Source organism: Ancylobacter oerskovii, assembly GCF_018390555.1.
Lineage (GTDB): Bacteria > Pseudomonadota > Alphaproteobacteria > Rhizobiales > Xanthobacteraceae > Ancylobacter > Ancylobacter oerskovii.
Map to the genome: position 1 here is coordinate 67,804 of NZ_JAHBGB010000041.1, position 17,844 is coordinate 85,647.

Below are 17,844 nucleotides of genomic sequence, written 5' to 3' on the forward strand. Positions count from 1 at the left end.
TCGTGCCGCGTCCCGGTTCGGGCCATGAGGGGCCACGCTGAGTAAAAGGCGATTCTACATGAAACAGTCAGCGGAAAAACAGCCAGGACTATTGTAGAGGCAAGCAAGACACTCCCTATAGCGTCGACGTGTGGCGGAACTCTGTTCGCGTTGCCTTTCCCGTCGCGATGCCGGCCTGCCCGGCGGAAATCCCCGCCGGCGGCATGTTCACGTCTTCGTGAAAGGGGGCGGCCGCAACGGAGGGCGCGCGCCATGGCGGGGCGGGCGCAAACCCGTCCGAGGTCGCATTTGCCGCCCGGCGCGCGCGTGCTAAACCGGCGCCGCGTCGCGATCCGCCGCCATTTGGGCGACGGTGCCGGCCGGCGCAGGTAGCGCCCGATCCGAAAGGTTTCCCCATGACGACGACCCGTATCGAAACCGATACTTTCGGCCCCATCGACGTCGAGAGCGACAAGTATTGGGGCGCGCAGGCGCAGCGCTCGCTCGGCAATTTCAAGATCGGCTGGGAGAAGCAGCCGCTGCCGGTCGTCCGTGCGCTGGGTATCGTCAAGCGCGCGGCGGCGGAGACCAATCTCGAGCTCGGCCGGCTGGATCCCGCGCTCGCCAAGGCGATCATCGCCGCGGCGCAGGAAGTGATCGAGGGCAAGCTCGACGCGCATTTCCCGCTCGCCGTCTGGCAGACCGGCTCGGGCACCCAGTCGAACATGAACGCCAACGAGGTGATCTCCAACCGCGCCATCGAGATGCTGGGCGGCGAGATGGGCTCGAAGAAGCCGGTGCATCCCAACGACCACGTCAATATGAGCCAGTCGTCCAACGACACCTACCCGACGGCGATGCACATCGCCTGCGCGGAGGAGATCGTGCACCGCCTGCTGCCGGCGCTCTCGAGCCTGCGCAACGCGCTGAACGACAAGGCGCATCAGTGGAAGGACATCATCAAGATCGGCCGCACCCATACCCAGGATGCGACGCCGCTGACGCTGGGCCAGGAATTCTCCGGCTACACCGCCCAGGTGGAGAACGGCATTGCCCGCATCGAATCCACCCTGCCGGCGCTGATGCAGCTCGCCCAGGGCGGCACCGCGGTCGGCACCGGGCTCAATGCGCCGATCGGCTTCGCCGAGAAGGTGGCCGAGCACATCGCCGCCATCACCGGGCTGCCCTTCACCACCGCGCCGAACAAGTTCGAGGCGCTGGCTGCCCATGACGCCATGGTGTTCTCGCACGGGGCGATCAACACGGTGGCGGCCTCGCTGTTCAAGATCGCCAACGACATCCGCCTGCTCGGTTCCGGCCCGCGCTCGGGTCTCGGCGAATTGTCGCTGCCGGAGAACGAGCCCGGTTCCTCGATCATGCCGGGCAAGGTGAACCCCACCCAGTGCGAGGCGATGACCCAGGTCTGCGTGCAGATCTTCGGCAACAACGCCGCGCTCACCTTCGCCGGCAGCCAGGGCCATTTCGAGCTCAACGTCTACAACCCGGTGATGGCCTACAACTTCCTGCAGTCGGTGCGGCTGATGGCGGATGCGGCGACGAGCTTCACCGATCATTGCGTCGTCGGCATCGAGGCCCGCGAGGACAACATCAAGGCGGCGCTGGAGCGGTCGCTGATGCTGGTCACCGCGCTGGCCCCGAAGATCGGCTACGACAACGCCGCCAAGATCGCCAAGACCGCGCACAAGAACGGCACCACGCTGCGCGAGGAAGCGGTGGGCGGCGGCTACGTCACCAATGAAGAGTTCGATGCTGTCGTGCGCCCGGAGAAGATGATCTCGCCGGGCTGATCCGTTCATCTGCTGTTCATCTGACTGAATGAGCTGTTCATATAAGTAAACGAATAGTCTTCGTTCCACATTACCGAAGTTTCATTTGAGGCTTCGGGTCATTCGCGTCAACATCGGCCTCATCGAAATGGAGATGAGGCCGATGAAACGCACCATCCTCGCCGCTACCGCCGCCGCGCTGCTGGCCAGCGCCACTTTCGGCATCGCCGCGCCGAACTGGCGTGCCGGCGGTCCCGAGCGTCCTTCCCCCGAGCAGATGGCCGAAAACGCCGCCGCCATGTCGGATGCGCGCATCGCCGCGCTGAAGGCCGGGCTGAAGCTCACCCCCGAGCAGGAAAAGCTGTGGCCGGCGCTGGAGACGGCGCTGGGCGACTATTCCAAGCAGCGCATCGAGGCGCGCAAGGAATGGCGCGAAAAGCGCGAGGCCCAGCGCGCCCAGCGGGGCCCCGGCGCTCCCGGCCCGCAGGCCGATGCCGGCGCGCCTCCGCCGCCGCCGCCGGGCGGTGCCGCACCGCAGGCGAATGCCGGCAATCCCCCGCCGCCTCCCGGCGCCGACTCGGCCGCTCCCGACCGCGACTTCGTGAGCCGGCTGGAACAGCGGGCGGATCGCATGGTGGCGCGCGGCACCGCGCTCAAGCAACTCGCCGAGGCGGCCGCACCGCTGTACCAGAGCCTGGACGACGCGCAGAAGCACCGCTTCAACGTGCTGTTCCGCGAGGCGCAGGGTGAACGCATGGCGGAATGGCGCCATGACCGGCATCACGGCCCGCAGCGCGGCCACGGATGGGAGCGCGGCGAGCGTCGCGACTTCGGCCGCCCGCCGCATGGCGGCCCCGCCGGCGGCCCCGGCCTGCCTCCCGGCGGCTCGGATGCCGGCCCGCAGCGGCTCTGAGGCTGCACGATTCTTCCGATTGGATCCGGGTTCTCCCCCCGACACACTTGCCGCCGGCCTCGCGCCGGCGGCTTTTTCATGTGCCGGCCAGTGCCTTCAGCGCCTCGCCGCTGACGGATTGCAGCGTCCATTCCGATTTCGGCGTGGCGCCGAGCGCGCGGTAGACGCGCAGGGCCGGCTCGTTCCAGTTCAGCACCGACCATTCGAAGCGGCCGAGCCCTTCTTCGACGCAGCGTCCGGCCAGCCGCCGCATCAGGGCCTTGGCGATGCCGCGACCGCGGAAGTCGGGTCGCACGAACAGGTCTTCCAGATAGATGCCGTGGCGGCCGACGAAGCTCGAGAAGCTGTAGAACCACAGCGTGAACCCGGCCGGCGCCGCGTCCCATTCGGCGATGTCGCAAAACACCCGCGGATGCGGGCCGAACAGCGCTGCCGCGATGGCGGCCTCGTCCGCCTCGACCTCGTGCAGCAGCCGCTCATAGGCGGCGAGCTCGCGGATCAGCGAATGGACGAGGGCGGCGTCTTCCGGCCGTGCCGGACGAATGGCGAGGCTCATGACCGGCCGGCTCCGCGTCGCGAGGTCAGACCGCCACCGGCGCCTTGATGGCGGGATGGGGGTCGTAGCCCTCGATGGCGATATCCTCGAAGCGGAACGCGAAGAGATCGGTCACCGCCGGGTTCAGCTTCAGCACCGGCAGCGGGCGCGGCGCGCGCGAGAGCTGCTCGTGCGCCTGCTCGACATGGTTGGAATAGAGGTGCAGGTCGCCGAAGGAATGCACGAAATCGCCCGGCTTCAGCCCGGTGACCTGCGCCACCATGTGGGTGAGCAGCGCATAGGAGGCGATGTTGAACGGCACGCCGAGAAAGGCGTCGGCCGAGCGCTGGTAGAGCTGGCAGGACAATTTGCCGTCCAGCACGTAGAACTGGAACAGGCAGTGGCAGGGCGGCAGCGCCATCTGCGGCACGTCGGCCGGGTTCCAGGCCGAGACGATCAGCCGGCGCGAATCCGGGTTGCGGCGAATCTCGGCGACCACCTGCGCGATCTGGTCGATCACCCCGCCCCTGCCGTCCGGCCAGGAGCGCCATTGATGGCCGTAGACCGGGCCGAGATCGCCCTTCTCGTCCGCCCACTCATCCCAGATCGAGACGCCGTTGGCCTTGAGATAGGCGATGTTGGTGTCGCCGGCGAGGAACCACAGCAGCTCGTGGACTATCGACTTCAGGTGCAGCTTCTTGGTGGTGACCAGCGGAAAGCCCTCCGCGAGGTCGAACCGCATCTGATGGCCGAACACCGAGAGCGTTCCGGTGCCGGTGCGGTCTTCCTTGCGCGTGCCTTCGGCGAGAAGACGTTCGAGGAGCTCGTGATATTGCCGCATGTCGCGCCGCCTTCGGCTGTCGGGAGGCCGCCACTATAACAGCCTGCCCCCGGCAGCGCATGCGTCTGCCGGGGGCGAAACATCTAGATGATGTGGATAGATCGGGCGTCAGTCGCAATAGGTGTGCTGACGCAGCAGGCCGTCATCGTTCTCCACCTCGAGGGTACGGCACATGCGTCCACTCGGGCTGATGCGCACGCTGCTGGGATCGACGCGGGCGTCGTCGAAATTGGAGCGCACGCGGATGGCGGGGTAGGGCGCCGGCTCGGGCTGCGGCACCACCACGCGCTGGCGCGGCACCACCACCATGTTGCTGGCGGTATCGTCGACGATCACCCGGCCGTGCGGGCCGAGCACATAGGGATTGGACCCGTAGCGGTCATAGACGACCACCGGCTCGGGTTCGTAGACGGGTGCCGGTCCATAGGTCGGCGCGTCGCTGCGGGTCACATAGGTCTGCGCGGAAGCGGGCGTGGCGGCGAAGGCGCCGAGGGCCAGTGCGGCGGCGAGGCCGCCGGCGGCGAAACGGGTGAAGGTCATCCTTTCAACTCCTGTCTGTCCCCCCATGGACGTCCCCAGGGCTGAGAGGCAAACGGGCGAGCGCGCCGGTCGTTCCCATCGCGGCTCATTTCCTCTTGGCCTCGCGCCGGGCGACAACGGGTCGCAGCGGTAATCCGGGGAACCCCGCCGCTCCGCCGGGGTTATTGTGGAGAGCGCGCCGCGGGCGCCGACTCAAAGGTCGGGCGCCGCCGCGGGAGGGGGAGACGAGCCATGAGCATCCACGGACCGGAAGACCTGAAGATCGCCCTTCACCGGGCGCGCGTGCATCTGAGCCTTCTGGAGGGCGACCCGACGCATCCGCTGGATCTGTCGGTGGTCGGCGCCCGTTCCGGCACGCTGCTGATCCTGCGCGGCGACGAGGAGCTTCGCAGCGCCCATTCCGACGCGACGCTCAGCTACGCGCTGATGCGCGACCTGATGATGGCGGCCCTGCAGGCGCGGATCGAGGAACTGGCGGAACGGCTGGGCATCGGCGCGGGCGACATCCCGCTCGACAAGCTGCAATATGGCGACCAGACCGAGGCCTGAGCGGATCCGAGGCGGATTGCGCGCAAGCCCCCCTTTCAACGTCGGGCGGCTCCGCCTATATTCCTTTCGCCGGCGCAAGCCGGATATGGCGATAAACGGCCATCGGAATAAACCCTTCGGACCCGGGGGCAGTACCCGGCGCCTCCACCAGAGCCCAGCGTTCCCGCTGGGTTGCGGCGGGGGCGAAACAGGATCGACGAGGGCGTAAAGGGTGGGCTTTCGCTCGGCATGGTACCGCCGTCATCGGACCAAACATATAGTTGCCAACGACAACTATGCTCCGGTTGCTCAGGCCGCGTGAGCGGTTTGATCTCTGGGAAATAAGTCCTTGCGGGTAGCACTGTAAGGCGGGGTTCGGAGGCACCTGGCAACAGAAGCCTCCACTCACTCTCTCTGTGCGCCTGCCTGTTCAAATTTCGCCTTCATGTCCGGCGCGGGCTGGCAAGGACGGCCGGAATCGGGTTCATTGCCGTCATGACCGTCGACCTTATCCGCTACGATCTGCTGGTGCAGGACGCCCTGCGCGCCGTCGTCCGCCGCGTGCTGACCGATGTCGCGCGCGATGGCCTGCCGGGCGACCACCATCTCTATATTTCCTTCGATACGCAGGCGCCCGGCGTGCGGCTGTCGGCGCGGCTGAAGGAGCGCTATCCCGAGGAGATGACGATCGTCCTCCAGCACCAGTTCTGGGACCTCGTGGTCACCGAGCTGTTCTTCGAGGTCGGCCTGTCCTTCAACGGCATTCCCGAGCGCCTGCACATCCCGTTCGACGCGCTCAAGGGCTTCTTCGATCCGTCGGTGAAGTTCGGCCTGCAGTTCGAGCCGCCGTCGGAGGACGCCGCCGCACCCGAGGCGACGGAGGGTGCCGAGGTGACCAGCCTTTCGGATATCCGCCCGGCGGATCGCGAGACGTCCAAGGCGCCGGTTCCGGCCGCGCGCCCGCAGCCGCGCACCGCCCCCGCCGCCGCGAGCGAGCCAGCCAAGGCCGACGCGGCCGGTACCGCCGCCAAGGACAAGCCTTCGCCGGCGCCGAAGCCCGCGGCCGGCGCGGAAGCGCCGAAGGCCGGCGAGGCCAAGTCTACCGGCAGCAAGCCTGCCGCGTCCAAGGCCGGCGAAGCGGCGCCGTCCGGCGCCAAGGCCGGCGAGGCCGCCCCGGACGAGGCGAAGGAAGGCGGCGCGCAGGTGGTGCGGCTCGACGCCTTCCGCAAGAAGTGAACGCAGCCAGCCTGCCGGTGGGGCTCGGCCGCCGCCGCATGTCGCCCGATCGGGGAGCGGCGGTTTCATGAGTGACGATTACGACGTGCTGGTGGTCGGGGCCGGTGCCGCCGGCCTTGCGGCCGGGGCGCGGCTGCACCGGGCGGGTGCCCGGGTGCGGGTGCTGGAGGCGGCGGCCCGCACCGGCGGACGCGCCTTCACCGATACTGCGACCTTCGGCGTCGCCTGGGACCGCGGCTGCCACTGGCTGCATTCGGCGTCGGTCAATCCCCTGCGCACCGCGGCCGACGAGCTCGGCCTCGGCTATCTCGCGCGCGGCACCCGGCAGGCCCGTGACACCCATCTCGGCAATCGCTGGGCCGACGAAGCCGAACGCCACGCCATCTGGGAAGCGATCGACGGCACCTTCGCGGCGGTGAAGGCGGCGGGCGAGGCCGGCCGCGACATCGCCGCCGCCGATTGCCTCGATGCCGCAGATCCCTGGCTGCGGCTTTCCCGCCACTGGCTGACGCTGATGTCCGCCGCCGAGCCCGAGCGCATCTCCACGCTCGATTATGCCGCCTATTCCGATACGTCGGAGAACTATCCGGTCGTGCACGGCTACGGGGCGCTGGTGCAGGCGGTGGCCGCGCGGGCGGCTCCCGGGCTCGATATCCTCACCTCCTGCCCGGTCGAGGCGGTGGACTGGTCCGGCGCCGGCGTGACGGTGACCACCCCGCGCGGCACGCTCGCCGCGGGGCATGTCATCCTCGCCGTGCCGACCGGCGTGCTGGCCAGGGGGGCGATCCGCTTCCGTCCCGGCTTGCCGGTGGAGCTGGAGGAGGCCTTCGCGGCCCTGCCGCTCGGGGCGGCGGAGAAAGTGGCCTTCCTGTTCGACCGCGACGTGTTCGGCCTGCCGCCGACCACCTATGTCGACACGCTGGATCTGCGCGATCCCGCGCGCAAGCCGATCAACTTCACCCTGAACCCGTTCGGGGCGCCGATGGCGATCGGCCAGCTCGGCGGCGCCAATGCCGCCGCTCTCGTCGCCGCCGGGCCGCAGGCGATGGTCGACTTTGCCCTTGCGGCGCTGGTAGACGCCTTCGGCGCCGGGATCCGGGCGCGGGTGAAGGGAGCAGCCACCACCGGCTGGGTGGCCGACCCGCTGATCGGCGGCGCCTATAGCTGCGCGCTGCCGGGCCTCGCGCCCCTGCGCGCGCGCCTGTCGCCGGAGCATGTCGCGCCGCTCATGGGCGGGCGGGTGCTGTTCGCCGGTGAGGCGGTCTCCGCCCATGCCTATTCCACCGCGCATGGCGCGCATCTCACCGGACTGGCCGCCGCCGATGCGGTACTCGCCACGCGGAAGGGAGCGGCGGCATGAGCACCGATCTGGTGGTGATCGCGGCGCTGGGCGCCAACGGGGTGATCGGGCGCGGCGCCGAGCTGCCCTGGCGGCTTTCCGGCGACCTGAAGCGCTTCCGCGCCATCACCTGGGGCAAGCCGATTCTGATGGGGCGGCGCACCTTCGATTCCATCGGCAAGCCGCTGCCGGGGCGCACCAGCATCGTCATCAGCCGCGACACCGCCTTCCTGCCGGCCTCGGAAACGGTGCATGTGGTGCCCTCGCTCGAGGCGGCGCTCGACATGGGCGTGCGCGAGGCGGAGCGGATGGGCGTCGACGAGATGGCGGTGATCGGCGGCGCGCAGATCTATGCGCAGGCGCTGCCGCTGGCGGCGCGGCTGCGGCTCACCGAGGTGCATGGCGAGCCGGCGGGCGACGTGTTCTTCCCGGATGTCGACCGTGCGGCCTGGCGGGAGATCGGCCGCGAGGGGCCGTTCCAGACCGAGAAGGACGAATACGCCTTCAGCTTCGTGGATTACGTGCGGGCCTGAGCTTCGGCGTGCCGGCCGGGCCCGGCCTCAGATCGGCCGGCCCTCGACGGAGATCGACAGCGTCTTCTCCATTTCCTCGGCCTGCTCGAATTGCGGGTAGATGTCGCGCGCCTTGCGTACCGCTTCCAGCGCGCGCTTCTCGTCGCCGAGGTCCTTGGCGATCAGCGCGATGCCCATCCAGGCCGCATAGTGGCGCGGCTCGCGGGTGACCACCTGCCGGAGATCGGCGAGGGCATCGGCATAGTCCTCCTGCAGATAGAACACCGTCGCGCGCCGGTTCCAGGCGTCGAGATGGTCGGGATCGACGGTGAGGATGCCGTCGAGCAACTGGACGGCGAGGTCGTAATCCTTGGCCTGGGCGGCGGTGGCGGCCCGGCTCATCAGCAGGTCGACGGTGTCGCTGCCGGAAGGCGTCAGCGCGATGTCGATGCGGTCGGCGATGTCCTTGGCGGCGTCCTGCGTCGGTGCCGCCTTCAGCGCCGCGAACAGTGCATCGAGGCGCTTGTCGCGGTCGGGCTCGGTCGCCACGGAATTGGCCGGCTTCTGCTCGGGCCCCGGCTCGACCTTGGCCGCTGGCGGCACGGTCTCATGCGGCACAACCTCTTGCGGCGTGGTCTGCGCCAGCGCGGCGAGCGGCGAAAAGGCGAGGATCAGGACAGCAAAAAAGGCGCGCATGCCCCGAGTGTCGGGAAACATGGCGCCTTCGTCAATCGCCGGCACCGCGGCGCCGCAAAACGTGAAGGCGGCGCCGGGGAATGCGATGGCGGAAACGTCTCAGCCCTGGCGGGCCTTGAAGCGCTTCTGGGTCTTGTTGATGATGTAGACGCGGCCCTTGCGGCGCACCAGACGGTTGTCGCGGTGACGGCCGAGCAGCGACTTGAGCGAGTTACGGATCTTCATAATATTTCACCTTCGGATCGAGTGCGCCTGCGCATGAGACGGCGCCTCCATGGCCGCGCCCCGTCCGCCAGCTTGAATTCGAGGCCCGGCTGATAGCGGAGCCATGGGGTCTTTGTCAATCGGGTGAAGGCTTTTGATCCCCATCGGCCTGCGCCTTGCCGATGCGGCCGAGATGGGTCAGCCCGAAACCGCCGGGATATTTCAGGCCGTAGCCGAGCGCGCGGTCGATGCCGACATGCGCGATCCAGATCAATGCCACCGCCACCGGCCGTTCCCGGCCGAGCGCCAGGCCCGTGCCGGCGAGCAGCGCCGGGAGCAGGTAGGAATGGGCGGCATTGTAGAAGACGGCCCCGGCGCGCGGCCCGGCGAGATAGGCGAGCAGGCTGAGGTCGGGGGCGAGGAGGAGCGCCGCGAACATTCCCCAGCCCGCATCCATGTGCCGGTAGGCGAGGAGGGCCGCCGCGGCGATGGCGAGGCCCTCGAGCCGCAGCACGAGGCGGGGCGCGCCGGTGGCGGCTCCCGCCGAATCGACCGGGCGGGTCCCTCGACGCTGGCCCGGTCCGGCGCTCATCGGCCGGCCTTGTAGGGCGCCATGCCGGCGCGGGCCAGTTCGTCGGCGCGCTCGTTCATCGGGTCGCCGGCATGGCCCTTCACCCAGTGCCAGCGGATCTCGTGGGTGCCGAGCGCGGCGTCGAGCCGCTCCCAGAGGTCGACATTCTTCACCGGCTTCCGGTCCGCCGTCCGCCAGCCGTTCTTCTTCCAGCCGTGGATCCACTTGGTGACGCCGTTGCGCAGATATTCGCTGTCGGTGTGCAGGTCGACCGTGCAGGGGCGCTTCAGCGCCTCCAGCGCCGAGATCGCCGCCATCAGCTCCATGCGGTTGTTGGTGGTCGGCGATTCGCCGCCGGAGAGCTCGCGCGCATGCTCGCCATAGCGCAAGATCGCCCCCCAGCCGCCGGGGCCGGGATTGCCGGAGCAGGCGCCGTCGGTCCACACCTCGACGCCGCCGGCCGGGCGGCTCTCCTCGTCGGCGAAGATGCGGGCGGTGCCGGGCGCGGCCTTCACGACGCCACCCCGTAATCGGCGGGGCTCGTCACCGAGCGGTGGAAACGCAGCTTGCGCAGATATTCCTTGGGGTCGTGCGGGCGCACCAGCGCGCCGGGCGGCACGTTGAGCCAGTCGACGAGGCGGGTGAGCAAGAAGCGCAGCGCCGCGCCGCGGCACAGCATCGGCAGGGCGGCGATCTCTTGGTCCGATAGCGGCCGCACCGTCCGGTAGGCGGCGAGCAGCGCCCGTCCCTTGGTCTGGTTGTAGGCGCCGTCCGGCTCGAAGCACCAGGCGTTGAGGCAGATGGCGACGTCATAGGCGAGCAGGTCGTTGCAGGCGAAATAGAAGTCGATCAGCCCGGTGAGTTCCTCGCCGGTGAAGAACACGTTGTCGGGGAACAGGTCGGCATGGATGACGCCCGCCGGCAGGCCGCTCGGCCACGCGGGCTCCAGCACGGAGAGCTCGTCGGCGATCAGCGCCGAAAGCCCCGGCGCCACCGTGTCGGCGCGGTCCTTCGCCTGCTCGTAGAGCGGCCGCCAGCCGGGGACGGAGAGCGCGTTCACGCGGGAGGAGGCGGTGAAGTCGGCACCCGCCCTGTGCAGTCCGGCGAGGGCGGTGCCGAGCGCGGCGCAATTGGCGACGCTCGGGCGGCGCACTGAGGTGCCGTAGAGAAAGGTGGCGATCAGCGCCGGCCGGCCGGCCAGCGTGCCGAGCGCCACGCCCTCGCGGTTCTTTACCGGCTGCGGGCAATCGATGCCGCGCGCGGCGAGATGCTGCATCAGCCCGATGAAGAAGGGCAGGTCGGCCGGGTTCACCCGCTTCTCGTACAAGGTGAGGATGAAGCTGCCGGCCTCGGTCTGCAGGAGGAAGTTGGAATTCTCCACCCCTTCGGCGATGCCCTTGAAGGCGCGCAACCGGCCGAGATCATAGGTGGAGAGGAAGGCTTCGAGCTGTTCCGGCGAGACGTCGGTATAGACGGCCATGGAGGGGCGGACCTTGAGTGGCGGAATGCGGCGGCGGGATTCGGCGGCGGCGGTTCGGTGAGCGGGCAGGCGCGGGCCCGGCTATTCGGCGGCGGCGCCGGGCGCGTCGGGGCGCAGCTGCCGGGGCAGGGGGAAGAACACGTCCTCCTGCACGGTATGCACGGTCTCGACCCTGACGTCGAAGCGCTCGGCGAAGGCGTCGATGATCTCCTCGACGAGGATCTCCGGCGCCGAGGCGCCCGCCGTCACCGCCAGCGAGGAAATGGTGCCGAACATGTCCCAGTCGATCTCGCCGGCCCGCTGCACGAGGACGGCGATGCGGCAGCCGGCGCGCTCGGCCGCCTCGCGCAGGCGCTGCGAATTGGAGGAGTTGGGCGCGCCGACCACGATCATCGCGTCCACCTCCGGCGCCACCTTCTTCACCGCTTCCTGGCGGTTGGTGGTGGCGTAGCAGATGTCTTCCTTGTGCGGCGCCGTCATCGCCGGGAAGCGGGCGCGCAGGATGTCGACGATCTCGGCGGTGTCGTCGATCGAGAGGGTGGTCTGCGTCGTATAGGCGAGGTTCTGCGGATCGCGCGGCGTGAAGTGTCGCGCCTGTTCGGCGGTCTCGACCAGCGTCACCGCGCCCTCGGGCAGTTGCCCCATGGTGCCGATCACCTCCGGGTGGCCGGCATGGCCGATCAGCACCACCTCGCGTCCCTTCTTGAAGTGGACCGTCGCCTCGCGGTGCACCTTGGTCACCAGCGGGCAGGTGGCGTCGATGGCGTAGAAGTTGCGCCGCGCCGCGTCTTCCGGCACCGACTTCGCCACCCCGTGGGCGGAGAAGATCACCGGCGCGGTGGTGGCTTCCGGTATCTCGTCCAGTTCCTCGACGAAGATCGCGCCCTTCGCCTTCAGTCCCTCGACGACATATTTGTTGTGCACGATCTCGTGGCGCACATAGACCGGGGGCCCGTAGAGCGCCAGCGCCCGCTCCACCGCGTCGATCGCCCGCACCACGCCGGCGCAGAAGCCGCGCGGCGCGCAGAGCAGGACGCGCAGCGGGGGCTTTTCGGCAGTCGAGGCGGTCGGGCTCATCGCAGCTTCCGTCAGAGGGCCGCTGCGCCGGAGCATGGCGACGAGGCAGCCGTGAATTTCAAACCTTAAATGTGACTTTCGATCAGAAAGTGAAATTCACCTCACCTCATGGGTGGCGTGGCACGCAGTGTCAAGCGGCCCCGGCCGCCTCGCCGAAGCCGGGGGCCGGGCGGCAGGGCACCGCACCGGCGCGATGCGGTGTCTTTGGGTTTGCACGCGCGGGCCGGCGGGCCTATATTCATCACATCCCGGTCATCGCGAGACGGTCCGAGGCTCCGCCCCCGAGGGGGTGGCGGAGCGAGCGAGAGCCCGTACGTCCCGCATTCGCTGGCCGCAAGCCATTCAAGGAGCGCCCCATGGCGAACGCCCCTCTTATGCCGAAGGCCACCGCCGTGTGGCTGGTGGAAAACACCGCGCTGACGTTCGATCAGATCGCCGATTTCTGCAAGCTGCATGTGCTTGAGGTGAAGGGCATCGCCGATGGCGAGGTCGCGCAGGGCATCAAGGGCCTCGATCCGGTTTCCTCGGGCCAGCTGTCGCGCGAGGAGATCGAGCGGGCGGAGAAGAACCCGAACTACCGCCTGAAGCTGCTCGAATCCAAGGTGCGGCTGCCGGAGCCGAAGCGCCGCCGCGGCCCGCGCTACACCCCGGTCTCCAAGCGCCAGGACCGGCCGAACGCCATCCTCTGGCTGCTGCGCAACCACCCGGAGCTGAAGGACAGCCAGGTGATGCGGCTGGTCGGCACCACCAAGACCACCATCGAGTCGATCAAGGAGCGCACCCACTGGAATGCGCAGAACCTGACGCCGATGGACCCGGTGACGCTGGGCCTGTGCTCGCAGATCGACCTCGACATCGAGGTGCAGCGCTCCTCCAAGGACCGTCCGGCGGCGCTCGCCGAGGGCGGCGGCGCGACGCTGCTGCCGGCGGAGGTCACCACCTCCGGCGCGCCGCTCGACGAGCCCTATTCCCCGTCGCGCAAGCCGAAGGAAGAGGCGCTCGATCTCGAGACGGTGTTCGCCAAGCTCGGTGGCTCGCGCAAGAGCGAGGCCGGCGAGGAGGAGTGATCCTCGCCGCATCGGCAGAAACGATGAAAAAGGGGCGCTTCGGCGCCCCTTGCTTTTGGCGGGTGCTCAGGCGGCGCTCGGCTTGGCGCCGCGCTTGGCGTGGCCGCCTGCTTGGCCACCCGCGTGACTGCCCGTCTGGCCGGCGGCATGGCCGCGCTGCTTCAGCACCGCGGCGATCTCGTCCAGCACTGCGGGATCGTCGATGGTGGCCGGCATGTTCCACGGCGTGGCGTCGGCGATCTTCTTCATGGTGCCGCGCAGGATCTTGCCGGAGCGGGTCTTGGGCAGCCGGGCGACGGCGATGGCGATGCGGAACGCCGCTACCGGGCCGATGCGCTCGCGCACCAGGGCGACGATCTCGCCCTCGATGGCGGCCGGCGGGCGATCGACGCCGGATTTCAGCACCACGAAGCCGCAGGGCACCTCGCCCTTCAGCTCGTCCTGCACGCCGATCACCGCGCATTCGGCGACATCCGGGTGCGAGGCCAGCACCTCCTCCATGCCGCCGGTGGACAGGCGGTGGCCGGCGACATTGATGATGTCGTCGGTGCGGCCCATGATGAAGAGCTGTCCGTCGGCGTCGCGGAAGCCGGCATCCGCCGTCTTGTAGTAGCCGGGAAACTCCGCGAGGTAGCTCTCGACGAAGCGCTGGTCCTGCCGCCACAGCGTCGGCAGGCAGCCGGGCGGCAGTGGCAGCTTGATGGCGATCGAGCCCATCTTGCCGTCGGCGACCTCATGGCCCCCCTCGTCGAGTATGTCGATGCGGTAGCCGGGCATCGGCACGCCGGTCGAGCCGGGCTTCACCGGCAGCAGGCCGAGTCCCATCGGATTGCCGGCGATGGCCCAGCCGGTCTCGGTCTGCCACCAATGATCGACCACCGGCACCCCGAGCTTCTCGCCCGCCCATATCACCGTATCGGGATCCGCGCGCTCGCCGGCGAGGAACAGCGCCCGCAGGCTGGAGAGATCGTAGCCGCCGATCAGCCGGCCCCTGGGATCCTCTTTCTTGATCGCGCGCAGCGCGGTCGGGGCGGTGAACAGCACCGAGACGTTGTAGTCCTCGACCACCCGCCAGAAGGCGCCGGCATCGGGCGTGCCCACCGGCTTGCCCTCGTAGAGCACGGTGGTGCAGCCGGTGAGCAGCGGCGCGTAGACGATGTAGGAATGGCCGACCACCCAGCCGATGTCGGAGGCGGACCAGAACACCTCGCCGGGCTTCGCGCCGTAGAGGCCTTCCATCGACCAGCGCAGCGCCACCATGTAGCCGCCGGTGTCGCGGACGACCCCCTTCGGCTTGCCGGTGGTGCCGGAGGTGTAGAGGATGTAGAGCGGATCGGTGGCGCCCATCGGCACGCAGTCGACCCCGCGCCCGCCGGCGGCCGCCTTCTCGCGCAGGCTCGCCCAGTCGTGATCGCGCCCGGGGACGAGCTCGGCCTCCATTTGCGGGCGCTGCAGGATGACGCAGGCGTCCGGCCGGTGCTTCGCCATGGCGAGCGCCTGGTCGAGCAGCGGCTTGTAGGCGACGAAACGGGTCGGCTCGACGCCGCAGGAGGCGGAAAGCACGACTTTCGGCTGCGCATCGTCGATGCGGCTCGCCAGTTCCGCCGCGGCGAAGCCGCCGAACACCACCGAATGCACGGCGCCGATGCGGGCGCAGGCCAGCATGGCGATCACCGCCTCCGGTACCATCGGCATGTAGATGACCACGCGGTCGCCCTTCTCGATGCCGAGGTCGCGCAGCATGGCGCCGAGGGTGCGGGTCTCGGCCATGAGCTCGGCATAGGTGACGGTGCGCTGGCTGCCGGTCACCGGGCTGTCATAGAGAATGGCGGGCTGCAGGCCGCGCCCGGCGTCGACATGCCGGTCCACCGCATTGTGACAGACATTGGCGAGGCCGCCGACGAACCAGCGCCCATAGGCGCCGAGGGCGGGATCGAACACCTGCCGCGGCGGGGCGATCCAGTCGATGGCCTTGGCCGCCTTGCCCCAGAAGCTTTCGGGATCGCTCGTCGCGGCGTCATAGGCGGCACTGTAGCCGGAACGGGTCATATTCGGCGTCTCCCTGAACCGATGATGTTTTTCTTCAAGGAAACCGACGGCGGGTTTCGCCTGCAAGAACGCTCAAATGCTTACGACCTTGGTCGAGCCGCTTGGGTCGGGCCGCTTGCCGTCCCGGGCGGGGCGGGAAACGCGAACCGCCGGCCCGAGGGCCGGCGGCGAAAGACGCTGTACCTTCCACTCATCGATCCACAGCGCTTGAGCCTGCGGTATGTGGGTCCGGGTCCGAACCCGCTCTACGTCGGCCTGTCGGGCTGTGACCGGTTAATGCACCGTCTTCAACCGGGTGATTTCGTCCTTGAGGTGCAGCTTTCGCCGCTTCAATTCGGCAATTCTCTCTTCGCTTGATGCGGGGTGGGCCATTTCGGCCTTCAGTTCCTTGTCGAGCGCCTGGTGGCGCCTTTCGAGTTCCGCGACATGCGCCTGCATGGACATGGACTGTGATCTCCCTGTCTGGATAGGAACGTCATCAGTCTGTCACCGAAGATCGGCGCTGTCGACGAATCGATGCGCTGCGGCGCAGCATGTGCGTGCGGTGCAAAACGGGGGGTATGATCGCCGGCACGCGCGGGCCGGCATATTGCGGCCGGGGGCAAGCCCAGTGATAATCGCGCCGCCCGCCACGGCGCGGGGTTGAGCGAATCGGGTTGCGGGTCGGCGTTTTGGCACAGATGACGACGGATGAGGAACGCGAGCTGCAGGCGCTCCTCGAGCGTCTGCGGCAGGAGCATCGCGATCTCGACAGTGCGATCGAGGCGCTGCAGTCCATTCCGGGCTGCGACCAGCTTCAGCTTGCGCGGCTGAAGAAGCGCAAGCTGTCGCTCAAGGACCGCATCGGCTTCGTCGAGGACCAGATCCTGCCGGATATCATCGCCTGAGCCGTCGCCCCGGCAGCGTCGCCGCCGGGGCCGGTTCTCAGAACTGCGTCAGCAGCACGTCGGCATTGGTGGTGTCGGCCTTGCTCGGCACCGGCTCGACATTGAGGATCAGCACCTCGCCGTCGTCGACCAGCATCGAATAGCGCTTGGAGCGCAGGCCGAGCCCGGCGGCCGAGGCGTCGAAGTCGAGGCCCAGCGCCTTGGCGAACTCGCCATTGCCGTCGGAGAGGAACAGGATCTTGCCGTCGGCCCCGGAGGCCTTCTCCCAGGCTTCCAGCACGAACGGATCGTTGACCGCGGTCACGGCGATGGTGGTCACGCCCTTGGCGAAGAACTCGTCGGCGCGGGCGATGAAGCTCGGCAGGTGGTTCTTGTGGCAGGTCGGGGTGAAGGCGCCCGGCACGGCGAACAGCACGACCTTCTTGTTCTTGAAGACTTCCTCGGTGGACTTCGGCACGGGGCCGTCCGCGGTGGCGACGCGGAAGGTGGCGCTCGGCAGGGTGTCGCCGACCTTGATCGTCATGGGGAATTCCTTTCAACGGGCGTCAAATGATATGGCTGCCACGCGGAGCCATTCTGGCGCGGCCCCGGCACGGCGCCGGTAGCATAATCGGTTCCCGCCGGACGGAAAGCGTTTTCAGGGCGTGGAAAGCGGCGCCGTCACCTCGACCGCCGGCGCCGGCCCGGCACCGCTGCGGCCATCGACCAGGGTGAAGCGCAGCGGGACGTCGGCGAGGCTCGCCCCCTTCGGCACGCCGTCGACCGGCAGCACGAAGACGGTGCGGCCGTCGCGGCCGGCCTCCCGCTCGGGCAGCGGCAGCGCCCAGTCCTCGGTCGGGCCTTCGACGAACAGGTCGCCGGCCGCGGGATCGGCGAGACGGGCGGTCACCCGGATGCGGGCTGCATCGCCCGTGCCTTCGAGCCGGGCCTCCTCGATGGCCGGCGCGCCGGAAGCGGCGAGCGCGGCGGGGCGGGGCACCTGCGCCGCCGCCGTCTCCAGCTCCTGCGGCGTCGGGCCGGCGCCCCCGGCGGGAATGTCGAGCGCGAGGCTGGCGCTTGCCGGCTGGCAGACGGTGGAGCATACCGCGAAATCGAGCGCGAGGTCGAGCCGCACCGGCCGCGCCGGGTCCTTCGGCACCACCTTCAGGGGCAGCACCACGTCGCGCTTGTAGCCGATGGAGGTGGCGCCGCCTTCGTCGAAGCGGGCCGGCGCCGGCCAGTCGACCTCGACACGGTCGACATTGTCGGAATCGCTCCAGTCGAAATGCGGCGGGATGCCGGCGTCGCCCGGGTAGCGCCAATAGGTCTTCCAGCCGGGCGCCAGCCGGATCTCGACGCCGGCGCGATGGGCGTCGCCCTCGCGCGCGCCGGCGATCAGCCGCACCGCGGTTCCCTCCGGCGCCGACCACGGCGATTCGACCTCCGCGGTCGCGGGCAGCGACAGGGCGGCCACGACGGGAGCGGCGAGCAGCGGGGCGGCGAGGCGGAAGCGGGCGATCATGTCCAGCCCGATAGCCTGTCGCGGCAGCGGGGGAAAGCGGCAGCGCCCGCAATTTCGTGTGAGCCCCCGGCGGGAGGGCGGTGTCGGTCGCTGTGGCGGGCT

Annotated in this window: 21 protein-coding genes and 1 other RNA gene; 9 read left to right on the top strand and 13 right to left on the bottom strand. The window is 69.2% G+C overall.

Translation table 11 applies throughout. The features are described from left to right. Window positions 1-395: 395 nt before the first annotated feature. Window positions 396-1,787, top strand: a complete 1,392-nt coding sequence (fumC, locus tag KHC19_RS18960) for a class II fumarate hydratase (protein WP_213354361.1) — start codon at window positions 396-398, stop codon at window positions 1,785-1,787. Between the two features lie 142 nt (window positions 1,788-1,929). Continuing rightward, window positions 1,930-2,679: a Spy/CpxP family protein refolding chaperone gene (locus KHC19_RS18965; RefSeq protein WP_213354362.1), complete on the top strand. Its 750-nt coding sequence runs from the start codon at window positions 1,930-1,932 to the stop codon at window positions 2,677-2,679. Between the two features lie 76 nt (window positions 2,680-2,755). Here KHC19_RS18965 and KHC19_RS18970 read toward each other — a convergent pair whose 3' ends face one another. From KHC19_RS18970 to KHC19_RS18980, 3 genes are all read right to left on the bottom strand, one after another. Next, window positions 2,756-3,235: a GNAT family N-acetyltransferase gene (locus KHC19_RS18970; protein WP_213354364.1), complete on the bottom strand. Its 480-nt coding sequence runs from the start codon at window positions 3,233-3,235 to the stop codon at window positions 2,756-2,758. A gap of 25 nt (window positions 3,236-3,260) precedes the next feature. Then, the gene (locus KHC19_RS18975) at window positions 3,261-4,055 is read right to left on the bottom strand and encodes a thymidylate synthase (RefSeq protein ID WP_213354366.1); all 795 of its coding nucleotides are present in this window, start codon (window positions 4,053-4,055) and stop codon (window positions 3,261-3,263) included. A 108-nt stretch (window positions 4,056-4,163) separates the two neighbouring features. Then, window positions 4,164-4,595, bottom strand: a complete 432-nt coding sequence (locus KHC19_RS18980) for a hypothetical protein (protein WP_213354368.1) — start codon at window positions 4,593-4,595, stop codon at window positions 4,164-4,166. 231 nt (window positions 4,596-4,826) lie between these two features. Between KHC19_RS18980 and KHC19_RS18985 the strand changes: the two genes are divergently transcribed. The 5 genes from KHC19_RS18985 (at window position 4,827) to KHC19_RS19005 (ending at window position 8,231) form a co-directional block, all read left to right on the top strand. Next, window positions 4,827-5,144 (top strand): hypothetical protein, encoded by a 318-nt coding sequence (locus tag KHC19_RS18985; protein WP_213354369.1) that lies wholly within the window; start codon window positions 4,827-4,829, stop codon window positions 5,142-5,144. 29 nt (window positions 5,145-5,173) lie between these two features. Beyond that, window positions 5,174-5,529, top strand: a transfer-messenger RNA (tmRNA) gene (gene ssrA / locus KHC19_RS18990). An 89-nt stretch (window positions 5,530-5,618) separates the two neighbouring features. Beyond that, complete coding sequence (locus tag KHC19_RS18995; RefSeq protein ID WP_213354370.1) at window positions 5,619-6,359, top strand: ClpXP protease specificity-enhancing factor SspB; 741 nt, start codon at window positions 5,619-5,621, stop codon at window positions 6,357-6,359. Window positions 6,360-6,426: 67 nt separating this feature from the next. Continuing rightward, window positions 6,427-7,719, top strand: a complete 1,293-nt coding sequence (locus KHC19_RS19000; RefSeq protein WP_213354371.1) for a flavin monoamine oxidase family protein — start codon at window positions 6,427-6,429, stop codon at window positions 7,717-7,719. Beyond that, a complete protein-coding gene (locus KHC19_RS19005; RefSeq protein ID WP_213354372.1) occupies window positions 7,716-8,231 on the top strand; it encodes a dihydrofolate reductase in 516 nt (171 codons plus the stop codon). Before KHC19_RS19000 ends, KHC19_RS19005 begins: the two co-directional genes overlap by 4 nt. Before the next feature lie 27 nt (window positions 8,232-8,258). Here KHC19_RS19005 and KHC19_RS19010 read toward each other — a convergent pair whose 3' ends face one another. The 6 genes from KHC19_RS19010 to ispH form a co-directional block, all read right to left on the bottom strand. Continuing rightward, window positions 8,259-8,927: a tetratricopeptide repeat protein gene (locus KHC19_RS19010; protein ID WP_246549174.1), complete on the bottom strand. Its 669-nt coding sequence runs from the start codon at window positions 8,925-8,927 to the stop codon at window positions 8,259-8,261. Between the two features lie 78 nt (window positions 8,928-9,005). Further along, a complete protein-coding gene (ykgO, locus tag KHC19_RS19015; protein ID WP_013167868.1) occupies window positions 9,006-9,131 on the bottom strand; it encodes a type B 50S ribosomal protein L36 in 126 nt (41 codons plus the stop codon). Between the two features lie 115 nt (window positions 9,132-9,246). Beyond that, window positions 9,247-9,702: a DUF4260 domain-containing protein gene (locus KHC19_RS19020; protein ID WP_213354374.1), complete on the bottom strand. Its 456-nt coding sequence runs from the start codon at window positions 9,700-9,702 to the stop codon at window positions 9,247-9,249. Beyond that, window positions 9,699-10,196, bottom strand: a complete 498-nt coding sequence (gene rnhA, locus KHC19_RS19025) for a ribonuclease HI (protein ID WP_213354375.1) — start codon at window positions 10,194-10,196, stop codon at window positions 9,699-9,701. Before rnhA ends, KHC19_RS19020 begins: the two co-directional genes overlap by 4 nt. Continuing rightward, the gene (locus KHC19_RS19030) at window positions 10,193-11,161 is read right to left on the bottom strand and encodes a homoserine kinase (RefSeq protein ID WP_213354377.1); all 969 of its coding nucleotides are present in this window, start codon (window positions 11,159-11,161) and stop codon (window positions 10,193-10,195) included. The genes rnhA and KHC19_RS19030 overlap by 4 nt, the downstream gene beginning before the upstream one ends. A gap of 81 nt (window positions 11,162-11,242) precedes the next feature. Beyond that, window positions 11,243-12,238 (bottom strand): 4-hydroxy-3-methylbut-2-enyl diphosphate reductase, encoded by a 996-nt coding sequence (gene ispH / locus KHC19_RS19035; protein ID WP_213354379.1) that lies wholly within the window; start codon window positions 12,236-12,238, stop codon window positions 11,243-11,245. A 356-nt stretch (window positions 12,239-12,594) separates the two neighbouring features. Here ispH and KHC19_RS19040 point away from each other — a divergent pair, with 356 nt between their 5' ends. Further along, window positions 12,595-13,305 (top strand): DUF1013 domain-containing protein, encoded by a 711-nt coding sequence (locus KHC19_RS19040; RefSeq protein WP_213354381.1) that lies wholly within the window; start codon window positions 12,595-12,597, stop codon window positions 13,303-13,305. Between the two features lie 66 nt (window positions 13,306-13,371). Here KHC19_RS19040 and KHC19_RS19045 read toward each other — a convergent pair whose 3' ends face one another. Continuing rightward, window positions 13,372-15,354, bottom strand: coding sequence for a propionyl-CoA synthetase (locus KHC19_RS19045; RefSeq protein WP_213354383.1), 1,983 nt, complete (start codon window positions 15,352-15,354; stop codon window positions 13,372-13,374). A 273-nt stretch (window positions 15,355-15,627) separates the two neighbouring features. Next, window positions 15,628-15,798: a YdcH family protein gene (locus tag KHC19_RS19050; RefSeq protein WP_213354385.1), complete on the bottom strand. Its 171-nt coding sequence runs from the start codon at window positions 15,796-15,798 to the stop codon at window positions 15,628-15,630. Between the two features lie 236 nt (window positions 15,799-16,034). Between KHC19_RS19050 and KHC19_RS19055 the strand changes: the two genes are divergently transcribed. Further along, on the top strand, window positions 16,035-16,241 hold the full coding sequence (locus tag KHC19_RS19055; RefSeq protein ID WP_213354386.1) for a YdcH family protein: 207 nt from the start codon (window positions 16,035-16,037) through the stop codon (window positions 16,239-16,241). A gap of 37 nt (window positions 16,242-16,278) precedes the next feature. Here KHC19_RS19055 and KHC19_RS19060 read toward each other — a convergent pair whose 3' ends face one another. Continuing rightward, window positions 16,279-16,764 (bottom strand): peroxiredoxin, encoded by a 486-nt coding sequence (locus KHC19_RS19060; RefSeq protein WP_213354388.1) that lies wholly within the window; start codon window positions 16,762-16,764, stop codon window positions 16,279-16,281. 114 nt (window positions 16,765-16,878) lie between these two features. Continuing rightward, a complete protein-coding gene (locus KHC19_RS19065; protein WP_213354390.1) occupies window positions 16,879-17,742 on the bottom strand; it encodes a protein-disulfide reductase DsbD domain-containing protein in 864 nt (287 codons plus the stop codon). Between the last annotated feature and the right edge of the window lie 102 nt (window positions 17,743-17,844).